This is a genomic window from Micrococcus sp. IITD107 (assembly GCF_041927415.1).
Taxonomy (GTDB): domain Bacteria; phylum Actinomycetota; class Actinomycetes; order Actinomycetales; family Micrococcaceae; genus Citricoccus; species Citricoccus terreus.
Genome location: NZ_JBHFFN010000004.1, coordinates 112283 through 124953, shown reverse-complemented (window position 1 = coordinate 124953; position 12671 = coordinate 112283). Strand labels below are relative to the sequence as shown.

Annotated in this window: 8 protein-coding genes; 5 read left to right on the top strand and 3 right to left on the bottom strand. The window is 68.7% G+C overall.

The features are described from left to right. Positions 1-68: 68 nt before the first annotated feature. Complete coding sequence (locus tag ACEXHE_RS08870) at positions 69-1007, bottom strand: LysR substrate-binding domain-containing protein (RefSeq protein WP_374785527.1); 939 nt, start codon at positions 1005-1007, stop codon at positions 69-71. Between the two features lie 190 nt (positions 1008-1197). Here ACEXHE_RS08870 and ACEXHE_RS08865 point away from each other — a divergent pair, with 190 nt between their 5' ends. From ACEXHE_RS08865 to ACEXHE_RS08845, 5 genes are all read left to right on the top strand, one after another. Beyond that, complete coding sequence (locus ACEXHE_RS08865) at positions 1198-4956, top strand: proline dehydrogenase family protein (protein WP_374785526.1); 3759 nt, start codon at positions 1198-1200, stop codon at positions 4954-4956. Positions 4957-5204: 248 nt separating this feature from the next. Next, entirely contained in the window at positions 5205-6302 is a 1098-nt protein-coding gene (locus ACEXHE_RS08860) for a hypothetical protein (RefSeq protein WP_374785525.1), read from the top strand. A 19-nt stretch (positions 6303-6321) separates the two neighbouring features. Further along, positions 6322-6585, top strand: a complete 264-nt coding sequence (locus ACEXHE_RS08855; RefSeq protein ID WP_374785524.1) for a hypothetical protein — start codon at positions 6322-6324, stop codon at positions 6583-6585. Continuing rightward, on the top strand, positions 6582-10304 hold the full coding sequence (locus tag ACEXHE_RS08850) for an SNF2-related protein (protein WP_374785523.1): 3723 nt from the start codon (positions 6582-6584) through the stop codon (positions 10302-10304). Before ACEXHE_RS08855 ends, ACEXHE_RS08850 begins: the two co-directional genes overlap by 4 nt. Before the next feature lie 68 nt (positions 10305-10372). Beyond that, positions 10373-10930 (top strand): thioesterase family protein, encoded by a 558-nt coding sequence (locus ACEXHE_RS08845; protein WP_091695700.1) that lies wholly within the window; start codon positions 10373-10375, stop codon positions 10928-10930. A gap of 21 nt (positions 10931-10951) precedes the next feature. Here ACEXHE_RS08845 and ACEXHE_RS08840 read toward each other — a convergent pair whose 3' ends face one another. Together ACEXHE_RS08840 and ACEXHE_RS08835 are read right to left on the bottom strand one after the other, a co-directional pair. Next, positions 10952-11272 (bottom strand): hypothetical protein, encoded by a 321-nt coding sequence (locus ACEXHE_RS08840; protein WP_374785522.1) that lies wholly within the window; start codon positions 11270-11272, stop codon positions 10952-10954. Between the two features lie 79 nt (positions 11273-11351). After that, positions 11352-12671, bottom strand: coding sequence for a hypothetical protein (locus ACEXHE_RS08835; RefSeq protein ID WP_374785521.1), 1320 nt, complete (start codon positions 12669-12671; stop codon positions 11352-11354).

The window sequence follows — 12671 nt, the reverse complement described above, 5'->3', positions numbered from 1 at the left end:
CTCCCGCCCTTCAGATCACGTGCGCAGTTGATGGTGCGACACGCCGATTCAACCGGCAGTTGTCGTGATCATGATCGGCGGGGTGCGGGGGTGAGTTCGGCGGCGGCCTCCTCCAGGATCCCGCGAACAGCGGTGATCGCCGGCGACTGCGCCGATGAGGACCGAATGGAGGTGAACACCGTCCGCAGTGGGTCGCCCGGAAGCCGGATTCGCCGCACCGCCGCAGGGGTGTCCACCAGCATGAGTCCGGGCAGCAGGGCCACCGCGTTGCCGGAGGCCACCAGGCCCACGTGCGACTGCAGGTCCGAGGAGATGTACCGGACGTCCGGCTCGAACCCGGCGGAGCGGCACACCTGCTCGGCCCAGTGCCGCGTGGCCGTCCGGGCTGGTTCCATCACCCACGGCAGCGGCCGCTCGGTCAGCAGGGTCTCCAGCTCCCGTCCCTTCGGCAGGGCCGCACCGTCCACGGTCAGGTCGGCGGGCACCACCAGCTGCAGGTCGTCCCGCAGCAGCTCCTTGCGGTCCAGCCCGGGCCAGTGCGGGGCGGCGTGCCCGGGGTACTGCTCGGCCACCACCACGTCCACGTCCCGGACCCAGGTCTCATGCAGGGCGGTCTCCGGTTCGTACTGGAACACCTCCAGGCGCAGTTCCGGATGCCGCTCGCGCAGGATCGTCAGTGCCCGGGGCAGCAGGGCGATCGCCGCCGACTGGAACAGGGCCAGCTGCACCCGCCCGGTCACCGAGTTCCGCGCCCGGGTCAGGGCGGTCTCGGCCTCCTCGAGCGCGTCCAGGATGGGGTCGATCCGCGCCACCAGCGCCTGCGCCTCAGCGGTGAGCTGTACACCGCGTCCGGAGCGGCGCAGCAACTCGGTCCGGGTCTCGCGCTCCAGCACGGCCAGCTGCGCGGACACTGAGGACGGGGCCATGTTCATGGACTGCGCCACCGCGGTCACCGACCCCCGGATGGACAGCTCCCGCAGCAGCACCAGTCGCCGGACCTCCAGCATCTACTCTCCCGTCTGATCGTTCCTCACCCCCGCCCCGGAAGCACACCCCGCTGTACGGGGGTGAGGGTCCGGTCCGGGGGTGCAGAATCACGGTGCCACCTGAACCACCATCAGCGTTCGTCTAAGCCGAACGATACCGTGCAGAAACATTCGCTGTTCACGCACGGTGTCTCTCAGACACAATCGCTCCATGACTGCCAACACCCCTGCGCACGACTCCGCGCCCAGCGCCGGCGCCACCATGCTCTCGCTCTCCGACACCCCAGACCCGGCTGACCTGCGACGCCTGGCCCCGGCCGCCGTCGAGCAGGTCAAGACCTGGCTGCAGGACGCCCGTCAGTACCCGGCGAACTTCTCCGCGCGCCAGTTGGCCGGAGTGCTCAAGGACCCCAACGGTCTGGACTTCACCGTGGGCTTCGTGGACCGCGTGGTCCGCCCGGAGGACCCCAAGATCGCCGCTGAGGCGCTGCGCGAGCTGGCCCCCATGGTCCCGGGCTTCCTGCCCTGGTACATGAAGTCGGCCATGGGCGCCGGCGGCAAGGTCGCCCCGTTCGTACCCCAGGTGGCTGTCCCGGTGGCCCGCAAGGTGCTGCGCGAGCTGGTCTCGCACCTGATCGTGGACGCCACCGAGTCCAAGCTGGGCCCCTCGATCGCCAAGCTCAAGCAGCCCGGCACCCGTCTGAACATCAACCTGCTCGGCGAGGCCATCCTGGGCAAGGAGGAGGCCGAGCGCCGCCTGGACGGGATCCGCACGCTGATCGAGCGTCCGGACGTGGACTACGTCTCGGTCAAGGTCTCCGCCGCCACCGCCCCGCACAGCCCGTGGGCGTTCGACCAGGCCGTCACCGAGGTCACCGAGCACCTGCTGCCGCTCTACCAGCTGGCCGCCAGCCAGGCTCAGGACCCCGCCCAGAACCACACCTCCACGTTCATCAACCTGGACATGGAGGAGTACCACGACCTGGACATGACCCTGGCCGTGTTCATGCGCCTGATGGACCAGCCCGAGCTCAAGGACCTGCCCGCCGGCATCGTACTGCAGGCCTACCTGCCGGACGCGCTGGACGCCATGATCCGCCTGCAGGAGTGGGCCGCCCGCCGCGTGGAGGCCGGTGGCGCGCCCATCAAGGTCCGCGTGGTCAAGGGCGCCAACCTGCCCATGGAGCAGATGCAGGCCTCCCTGATGGGCTGGCCCGTCGCCACCTGCCCCACCAAGCAGGCCACCGACGCCAACTACAAGCGCGTGCTCAACTACGCCCTGACACCCGAGCGCACCCGCAACGTGCGCATCGGCGTGGCCGGGCACAACCTCTTCGACGTCGCCCTGTCCCTGCTGCTGGTCCGGGAGCGTGGGCTCACCACGGCGTGGCCGGAGGACGTGAAGGACAGCCAGCCCGACGACGGCACCTCGCCGTCTGCAGGCAGCGGCACCCAGGTGCCCCGCGCCCAGCAGTCGGCACCCGGGCACGCACCGGATGTGGAGTTCGAGATGCTGCTGGGCATGGCCACCGGTCAGGCCGAGGCCGTGAAGAAGGACGTCGGCTCGCTGCTGCTCTACACCCCCGTGGTGCACCCCGGAGAGTTCGACGTGGCCATCGCCTACCTGGTCCGCCGCCTGGAGGAGGGCGCGTCCCAGGAGAACTTCATGTCCGCCGTGTTCGAACTGGACTCAGACCAGCGCCTGTTCGCCCGTGAGGAGCAGCGGTTCCTGGCCTCCGTGCAGGACGTGGACCTGACCGTCCCGGCGCCGGCCCGCAACCAGAACCGTCTGGCCGGGGACCTGGGCGATGTCCCGGCACCGGTGGACGGCTTCGCCAACACCCCGGACACCGACCCCTCGCTGGCGGCCAACCGCGAATGGGGACGCCAGATCATCGCCAACATCCCCACCTCCACCCTGGGGGTGGACACGGTCCGCGAGACCAAGGTGAGCACCATTGCCGAGGTGCAGGACGTCGTCGGGAAGGCTGTGCAGGCCGGCAAGGCCTGGGGTGCCCTCTCCGGGACCGAGCGCGAGGCCGTGCTGCAGAGGATCGGGGACAAGCTCGAGGAGCGCCGAGCGGACCTGCTCGAGGTGGCCGCCGCCGAGACCGGCAAGACCCTGGACCAGGGTGACCCGGAGATCTCCGAGGCCATCGACTTCGCGCGCTACTACGGCCGTCTGGCCCGCGGACTGGACGAGGTGCGCGGCGCCACGTTCCAGCCCTCCAAGCTGACCCTGGTCATCCCGCCGTGGAACTTCCCGGTGGCCATCCCCGTGGGTGGTGTGCTGGCCGCGCTCGCCGCCGGTTCGCCCGTGGTGTTCAAGCCCGCCTCGCAGTCGGCCCGTACCGGCGCCGTGGCGTTCGAGGCCATCCGCGAGGGCCTGCGCGAGGCCGGGGTCCAGGACGCCGACCACCTGGTCTCCTTCCTGACCCTGGACCGCAGCGGCGAGGAGAAGATCGGCGAGAGCCTGATCGCCCACCCGGACGTGGAGAAGGTCATCCTCACCGGCGGGTACGAGACCGCTCAGCTGTTCCGCTCCTTCCGCAAGGACCTGCCGCTGCTGGCCGAGACCTCCGGCAAGAACGCGCTGATCGTCACCCCCAGTGCCGACCTGGACCTGGCCGCCAAGGACGTGGTGAACTCCGCGTTCGGCCACGCCGGACAGAAGTGCTCGGCGTCCTCGCTGGTCATCCTGGTCGGCTCCGTGGGCACCTCCGAGCGGTTCCACCGCCAGCTGCTGGACGCCGCAGCCTCCCTGCACGTGGGTTACCCGGACGACCCGCGCTCGCAGATGGGCCCGGTGATCGAGAAGCCCGGCGAGAAGCTCCAGCGCGGTCTGACCCAGCTGGGCGAGGGCGAGTCCTGGGAGCTGGAGCCGAAGCAGCTGGACGAGACCGGCCGTCTGTGGTCCCCGGGCATCCGCTCCGGCGTGCAGCCGGGTGCGGATGCGCACCTGACCGAGTACTTCGGACCGGTGCTGGGCGTCATGCGTGCCGAGACCCTGGAGGAGGCCGTCGGCCTGGTCAACGCCGTGGACTACGGACTGACCTCCGGCCTGCACAGCCTGGACCCGGAGGAGATCGAGTACTGGCTGGAGAACGTCAACGCCGGCAACCTGTACGTCAACCGCGGTATCACCGGGGCGATCGTGCGGCGTCAGCCCTTCGGCGGCTGGAAGCGCTCCGCCGTGGGTGCGGGCACCAAGGCCGGTGGCCCGCACTACCTGCACGGGCTGGGCACGTGGCATGACGAGCCGATCCTGCGCTCCACGCTGCAGACCCCCTCGGCCGCCTCCGCGGCAGGGACCGACGGCGGCGCGGCAGGTCGACTGATCGCCGCGGCCGGGCGCATCCAGGGTGAGGGTCCCTCGGTGGAGGAGCTGAACTGGCTCTCGGCCGCGGCAGCCCTGGACGAGGCCGCCTGGCAGCAGACCTTCGGCGTGGCCGAGGACATCTCCGGGCTGATCGCCGAGCGCAACGTGCTGCGCCACCTGCCGGTCCCCACCCTGGTCCGCTGGGAGTCCGGCCCGCTGGTGCACCTGCTGCGCGTGATCGCGGCCGGCCTGCGTTCGGACGCCCCGCTGACGGTGAGCGCCCCCACCGAGCTGCCCGAGGAGGTGCTCGGTGCACTACGGGCGGCCCGCGACGTGACCGTGGTGGTGGAGGACACCGCCGCGTTCCACGGCCGGGCCTTGCAGCGCACCCGCGTCCCGGCCTCGGCCGACGGCGGCGGGGACCCCCGCGTGCGCCTGGTCATGGACTGGGCGGGCGATCCGGAGGGCTCCCGCGCTGCGGTGAAGGCACTGTTCGAGGCCGTGGAGGGGTCCCCGGACCTGGCCGTGTACTCGGGCCCGGTGGTCTCCGCCGGCGACGTGGAGCTGCTTCCGTACCTGCACGAGCAGGCCATCGCCATCACCGCCCACCGCTTCGGCACCCCGGACGGCCTGACCGACCACCTGCTCTGATCGGTTCGGCCCGGGGCACCTCCCCGGGCCGCCTCTGAGCATTCTGCGTCGTCTCTGCGACTTGTCGTACCGACTGCCGGTACGACAAGTCGCAGAGACGACACATTCTCAGATCCACCCGTCTACCACGGTCGGACGAGCCCACGCGTTCCTGCACAGCGGACCGTGCGCACCGAGCTGTCCACGGTCCGGCCGTGATCCGGAGCCGGCCCGACTCTCGTGCGCCGCGCCTTCGCCAGTCTGGACGCATGACCACTGTTTCCACTCTCGAAGGCAGTCCGTCCGCCGGACGTCACGAGTCCTCGAGCCCGCTGATCGTGACCCACCGCAGAGACGGCGGAGCCTTCGCCCGAGCGTTGGACCGGGACTTCCATCGTGGGCATCTGGTCCGTCTGGCACGCGGGGTCTACTGCCCCACAGAGGTGTGGCTGAAGGCTGTGCCGTGGGACCGGCACCTGCTCAATGCCCTTGCCTACGCCCAGAGTGTGCAGCAGCCCTTCGTCCTGGCCGGTGCCTCGGCTGCTGCGGTGCATGGTCTCCCGCTGGTGTCCACGCCCGCCACCATCAGCTTCCGGGCCGCTGCCCGTCCGTCAGCGCGACGCCGCAAGCGAGAATCCCCCTACGGCAATCGCACCACCGCCGAGACTCTGCGCCGGGCTCTCGCCAAGACCGGCACCGTCCCGCATCGTCTGCCGGATCTTCCCGTCGTCCACGGCCACTGGAACCTGCCCAGCCACCCCTCTTACCCTGCGCAGACTGTCCCGGTCACCCTCAGCGACGGGACCTTCGTCGGCACGGTCCTCGCCGACCCAGCACCCATCGCCCTGGTGGCCCTGATGCGCACCGGCGACCTCGAGCTCGCCGTCCCGCCGCTCGATGCCTACCTCCACCGCCACACCGATGGTCTCACCACCGTCACCGCGCTCCGGGACACGCTCCCCTCCCGGGCCCAGGAGCTCCGGTTCGACTCGGTCCTCGCCCTCGCGGACGCCCGCGCAGAGAGTGCAGGTGAGTCACTAAGCCGGGTGGTCATCCATCACCTCGGCTTCGAACTCCCCGAGCCGCAGGTGGAGATCCGGGACGCCGCCGGCCAGCTCATCGCCCGGGTGGACGGTCTCTGGAGGTCCACCGGCCTGGTCGGCGAGTTCGACGGTCTGCAGAAGTACTCCGGCACCTTCGCCGGTTCCACACCGCCCAGCGAGACCGTCGTGGCAGAGAAGCGACGCGAGGATGCTCTCCGCCGAGCCGGGCATGACGTGGCCCGCTGGATCTGGTTGGATCTGCGCAACCCCTCACGGCTCGAACGCATCCTCACCCAGCACAGCGCTCCCCGCCGCCGAGCATGACGTTCAGTACCGTGAACCCATGACCCCCTCGCCCCGCCGCCTGCTGCTCACCGTGCCGGCCGGCATCCTCTTCGGCGTGCTGATGTCCCTCGCCTCCGGCAACTGGGGCATGGTGGGCGTCGGTCTCGTCATGGGCGTGGGCACCGGGCTGGCCTGGTCGGCCACAGCACGTCAGCCCGACTCCTCCACAGCGGACCGGTCCGCCCCCGCCGTCCCCACACACCCCTCAGATCCGCCCCCGCGTCCCACCTCGTCCGCCACAGGTGACAGCATGGAGTCATGATGTCGCGACGGAACTACAGCGGAGGCCGTTCCCAGCCACCCCGCTCGAACTGGAACTCTGCGCTGCAGAACGCCCAGGCACCGTCCTTCCCGCAGATCAGCCGTGCCGAGATCCGTGAGCTCGTGGGTCCGCAGTCTGCCCAACGTGGCTGGATCTACGCCGAAGAGGGCGCCGTCACCCGCCTGCAGTGGTCGATCGACGGCACCGGCACCACGCGCGAGGGCAAGCGTCAGCTCCAGGGCACCCTGTTCGGCACGGTCGCCGGCAGCGGCAACAACGCCTACGGTGCCGCGGTCATCCTCTGGCCGGACGCGGACGAACAGACCATCACCGGCCCCGCCTCCGTCCGGCTCTGGCGTCCCATCCGCAGCTCGTGCACCTGCCCCGTCGCACCGGAGTGCAAGCATGTGGCCGCCCTGATGTACGAGTCCACCAGCCGCGCCCTGCGGGCCGCAAACCCCCACGGCTTTCCCGACGACGGCCCCTCACCTCTCGCAGATCACGCACCGGAGCAGGTGAATGGTCGGGACGGGGACGAGTACGACCCGGGCTCTGCACCCTACAACCCGGCAGACCTGCGCCTGCCGGGCTCCCATGAGGTGCGTCCACCGGAGGCGCTGACCTCGGCCAGGTCCCGTGTCACGGGTGCTGCGCCGATGCCCTACCAGGCACCCCAGCCACCGGCACCGCCGTCCTGGCGGCAGGTGCTCTCCGGCAACCCCGGGGGAGCGGGATCGCGCGGGCCCCTCACCCAACGGCCCGCCGCTGAGATGCCCCTGGCGATCGGCGTGGAGCTGCGCACCGAACCCCAGCCCGGTGCGCGCCGCTGGGGTGCCACCGCCACCACGCTCGAGGACCTGACGAACCCGGAGAACCGCTTCAGCCTCCGTCTGATCCCGCTCAAACCCGGCGCCAAGGACAACTGGATCAAGGGCGGACTGACCTGGCGCGCGTTCCAGTACCCCGGCACCCAGTTCGGACTGCGCCGGGACCACGCAGACATCTTCGGCCAGCTCTACCGGCTCTACCAGGCAGACAATCCGCACCTGCATGGCAGCGAGGCCGAACTGCAGTGGGAGAGCTTCCGCAGCCCCGCCGCCTGGCTGCTGCTCCAGCGCGCCGTGGCACTCGGCGTGGAGTTCGACCCCCGGGGAATCCTCGGGCACGTCAGTCTCGCCACCGATCAGGCCTCCGTCCACCTGGACCTGGGCGAGACGGATCCGGCCGCCTCCCTGGACACCGTCACGAAGGGGCCCTCACCGATAGCCGTGCGCGTCGTCGTCGGGGCGGACGGCGAGGAGCTGGAGACCCCGCGCCGCGTGGGCCCCTATGGCGTGTTCATCGTGGAGCTGCCCGAGTCCCCAGGCCGGAGCTCGAAGGGGTCCGTGCGGCTGCGGCTCATTCCCACGGCGGACGAGATCCCCGCCCCCGCTCGGGAGCTGCTGGACCGGGGCGGGCAGATGATCATCCCGAGCGAGGAACAGGGTGAGTTCCTGCGGGAGTTCACCCCGCGTCTGCAGGCCCAGGTCCAGGTGACCAGTGCGGACCAGACCGTGAAGCTGGCCGAGGTGGCCCCGCCGGTGCTGGTGCTGCAGGCCGTCTACTCCGGGGATGACCGCACCGAACTGCGCTGGTTCTGGCAGTACAGCGCCCCGGACCGGCAGCTGCCGGTGCTGCGCAGGGGAGTCGGCGCTGGGCGGCAGCTGCAGCACGAGCAGACTGTGCTGGAGGCCGTGCGACTGATCTGGCCGGACGCGCTGGCCACGGATGAGCAGACCCTGGACGGGGTGGCCACCGCCCGCTTCGCCGAGCACATCCTGCCCCAGCTGCTGGACGTGGACCACGTGGAGGTCAACGTCACCGGAGAGCTGCCCGACTATGAGGAGCTCACCGGGGCGCCGCGCGTGCGCATCACCCAGATGACCACCGAGGACACCACCCGCACCGACTGGTTCGACCTCGGCTTCGAGATCACCCTGGGCGAGCGGCTCATCCCCTTCGTGGACGTCTTCTCCGCGCTCGCTGGCGGCAAGAAGTCCGTGATCCTGCCGGACCGGACCTACTTCAACCTCAACGACCCCGTCTTCGACCAGCTGCGGGACCTGATCGCCGAGGCCCAGCAGCTGGGGGAGTGGGAGCCGGACAAGCCCCGGATCAGCCGCTATCAGGTGACCCTGTGGGAGGATTTCGAGGACCTGGCCGAGGAGTCGCTCGAGGCGGTCAGCTGGCGGGAGACCGTCGGGGCGCTGCGGGACCTGGAGCAGATCCCGGAGGTCCCGGCGCCCCCCGGACTCGACGCCACCCTGCGCTCCTACCAGCTCGAGGGCTACCAGTGGCTCAGCTTCCTCTACGAGCACCACCTGGGCGGGATCCTGGCCGATGACATGGGACTGGGCAAGACCCTGCAGACCCTGGCCCTGGTGGTCCGCGCCCGCCAGCTGCGCCCGGAGGATCCGCCCTTCCTGGTGGTCGCGCCCTCCTCCGTGGTCTCCGTCTGGGCTCAGGAGGCAGCCCGGTTCGCTCCCGGACTGGACGTGCGCGTGCTGGACAGCACCGCCCGCAAGCGCAAGACCGACCTCGCCGAAGCTCGGGCCGGGGCCGACGTGGTGGTCACCTCCTACGCCGTGCTCCGCCTGGACGAGGAGGAGTACGGAGCGCTGGAGTGGACCGGACTGATCGCTGACGAGGCCCAGTTCATCAAGAACCGTTCATCCAAGGTGCACGGAGCCGTGAAAGCCGTGCGGGCGCCGTTCCGGCTGGCCATCACCGGCACCCCCATGGAGAACTCGCTCTCCGACCTCTGGGCCCTGCTCAACGTCACTGCACCGGGCCTGTTCGCCTCCCCGCGTGTGTTCTCCCAGGAGTACATCAAGCCGATCGAGGACCCAGACCCCTCGGACGACGGCGCACGCCGCGCCCAGGAGCGGATGGCCCGGCTGCGCCGCAGGATCCGGCCGTTCATGCTGCGCCGCACCAAGGACATGGTCGCCCAGGACCTGCCCGAACGGCAGGAACAGGTGGTCGAGGTGCCCCTGCAGCCCAAGCACCGCCGCCTCTACGACCAGGTGCTCCAGCGTGAGCGGCAGAAGGTCCTCGGCCTCATCCAGGACCTGGACAAGAACCGGTTCATCGTCTTCCGCTCTCTGACCCTGCTGCGCATGCTGGCCCTGGACCCGGCGATCGTGGACGAGGAGTACGCCGAGGTGCCCTCATCCAAGCTCGAGGACCTGATGGAACGGCTCCAGGAGATCCTGGCCGAACAGCACCGGGTCATCCTGTTCAGCCAGTTCACCTCCTTCCTGGGCCGGGTGGCCGAACGGCTCTCCGCTGCGGGCGTCACCTACTCGTACCTGGACGGCTCCACGCGCAACCGCGGCGACGTGGTCAATGAGTTCCGCGAGGGCAACGCCTCCGTGTTCCTGATCAGCCTCAAGGCCGGAGGGTTCGGACTCACCCTGACCGAGGCGGACTACGTGATCCTGCTGGACCCCTGGTGGAACCCCGCAGCCGAGGCACAGGCGATCGACCGTGCCCACCGGATCGGGCAGACCAAGAACGTCATGGTCTACCGGCTCGTGGCCGAGGGCACCATTGAGGAGAAGGTGCTGGCCCTGCAGCAGCGCAAGGCCGCCCTGTTCAGCTCTCTGACGGACGAGGACGCCGCATTCAGCCAGTCCATCACCGCCGACGACCTCCGCGAGCTGTTCTCCGGCTCCTGAGGATCGATCATCGCCGCTCCGACCTCGCAGGCTACTCGTCAGTAACCAACCGTGGCACCATGGGGAGCATGCATCTGATCTTCCGCACGCTCTTGCTGCTGATCCGCGCCCGCCGCAAGTCCAAGCTCACCATCTGGGACACCTCGTCCCTCCCGCTGCGCGCCCTGCCCACGGACGTGGACGTGGCCGTGCACATCAACAACGGGATGTACTTCTCCCTGATGGACCTGGGCCGGTTCGACCTGATGATGCGCTCGGGCGTCTGGGACCTGATGCGCCGCAACAAGTGGTCCCCGGTGGTGCAGTCCGAACAGATCACCTTCCGCCGCTCGATCAACCTGTGGCAGCAGTACACCCTGGAGACCAAGATGCTTGGCACCGATGACAAGTCGGTCTGGTTCGAGCAGCGCTTCGTGGTGGACGGGGAGATCTACGTCCGTGCCTACGTGGCCACCCGACTGGTCAGCAAGGACGGACCGGTCTCCAACGAGGACATCCTCCGCGCCGTGGAGCAGGAACTGGGGCAGCCCAACCCGGACGGCCGTCAGATCCCCGACTGGCTGCACCAGTGGCGCGTGGACGCCGCCCTGCCCGGTTCTCGCAAACCGGCGCCCCACATCTGGTGACCTTATCCATTCTCAGGTCTCTCACTCTTCAGAGACTGCCTGCGAGACGATTCCGATAATGACATCACTGACGGCTCGAGAGCCGGCCGTCACCAGGCGGAGCAAGCTGGCGTCTGTCATCGCGCTGTCATCGGCAGGGACGGGCTGGAAGAGTCCTACTCCATCGATCATGATGAGGGAGAAAACCGATTGGGCATCGTCCTGGTCGAGGTGCACGTCCAGGACGGGCGCCCCTTCGCAGCGGCGAGCTGCAGCCGAAGATGATGTCAGAGCAACCATGCGTCCGGTGTCCCGCGTCCTATCGAGCTCCTTGACGGTCAGCGGCGCGTCGGAGAGATCCACACGCCACGAGGGTCCCAGGCCCAACTAGGCGACAGCGAACCGGGGGACAGACTGGTTATCCACCCGCACCAGCGTGAGGCTATGAGACTCCGGCAGGGTACCGACGCCATCCAGGAGATCTCGGGGTGTCGGTCCGGCAGCCAGCAGAGCAGTGCCCGACGAAGCCGACAGCCGCACCGGCTGGACCGCCGATTGCCGCGCCAGCCAATGCGGCACCACCGGCGATGCCCAGATCGATCGTGGTGTTGCTTGCCACCGCAACGTTGCGCCTCTGAACCACCTCGGCCTGCTTTTCCCCGACCGTCAGATGGGCGTAGTGCGGATCCGTGTGCACTTCGTTTAGTGCCTGGGCGTTCTCATCGTGCACGGTGAAGCCGAAGCCGACGATGTCTCCTACGAATCCGGCTTTGCTGAGGAAGCGTCCGGCGGTGGCCCACCTTCCACCAGCGTTGTCGATGGCGTCGGTTCGATGCTGTGTCGTGGTGGTCGTGGTGGTCTTGCGCGGGTCTTTTGACCACCAGGGTGACTTGTCAGCCTCTACGGTGGTGTTTCCCTTGAGAGAGTATCCGTCTCCCACTCTGGACTGATAGAAGCGGCCGACTCGTCCGGGGATCTTCGTCATCCACCATGCGGGCATGGGCATGATGTAGTTGCTCTGTGTTCGAGTTCCGGCAGTCGGAGCATGATGTGTGGTCCGTGATGTGCTGCCAGCCGGACGGTCCGCTTCAATCCAGGGGAATCCGCCAGCCCGATCGAAGGAGATCTGGGTGTTCCGGATTCGATTGGCCCAATTGCGGTTCTGCAGAGTCTCGACCGACGTGAACGTCGTGTAACTGACAGATTTGAAATCCAGGGCGTCCAGGCCCTCACCGGCTGCGAACTGCACAGCCGTAGGAACGGGTCCGTTCAGAATCTGGGTGTCGACGCTGGCCTGAATCTCGGCAATTGCTTTGGCGCAAGAATCCTTGGCCGTCTGCAACGCGTTCACCACCCGGTCGATCTCAGCCTGGATGGAGGCTTCCGAGAGCGGTCCAGAGTCGGGACTGACTTCGCAGTTTCTGACCGACTGGTTATAGTCGATCACCCTCCCCGTGATGTGGCGACGATCACTCTGCAACTCGTCAACAGTGTCACCGTAGGCCGTCAGCGCGTCCCTGATCTCGCCCGGGGCATTGGCAACGACCAAGCCATGGACAATCAGGTCGTCATAGGCGGACTTCACCGTCTCCACTTGATCAGCAGGTTGAAAGAAGCAGCCCTCGACGGCATCCCACGTTCCTTGTTCGTCATTGATCAGGTTGGAGTAGTCCGTACCTGCCTTGGCGATTTTCTCGCCGTCTGCGCGCACCTCAGAGCCGATCGGCCAGGTTGCGTAGAGGCCATCGGTCTTCAATGCCAT

Bases quoted from the DNA above. Each gene is read 5' to 3' on its own strand.
- ACEXHE_RS08870 (WP_374785527.1), bottom strand. From the start codon at position 1,007: ATGCTGGAGGTCCGGCGACTGGTGCTGCTGCGGGAGCTGTCCATCCGG.
- ACEXHE_RS08865 (WP_374785526.1), top strand. From the start codon at position 1,198: ATGACTGCCAACACCCCTGCGCACGACTCCGCGCCCAGCGCCGGCGCC.
- ACEXHE_RS08860 (WP_374785525.1), top strand. From the start codon at position 5,205: ATGACCACTGTTTCCACTCTCGAAGGCAGTCCGTCCGCCGGACGTCAC.
- ACEXHE_RS08855 (WP_374785524.1), top strand. From the start codon at position 6,322: ATGACCCCCTCGCCCCGCCGCCTGCTGCTCACCGTGCCGGCCGGCATC.
- ACEXHE_RS08850 (WP_374785523.1), top strand. From the start codon at position 6,582: ATGATGTCGCGACGGAACTACAGCGGAGGCCGTTCCCAGCCACCCCGC.
- ACEXHE_RS08845 (WP_091695700.1), top strand. From the start codon at position 10,373: ATGCATCTGATCTTCCGCACGCTCTTGCTGCTGATCCGCGCCCGCCGC.
- ACEXHE_RS08835 (WP_374785521.1), bottom strand. From the start codon at position 12,671: ATGGCATTGAAGACCGATGGCCTCTACGCAACCTGGCCGATCGGCTCT.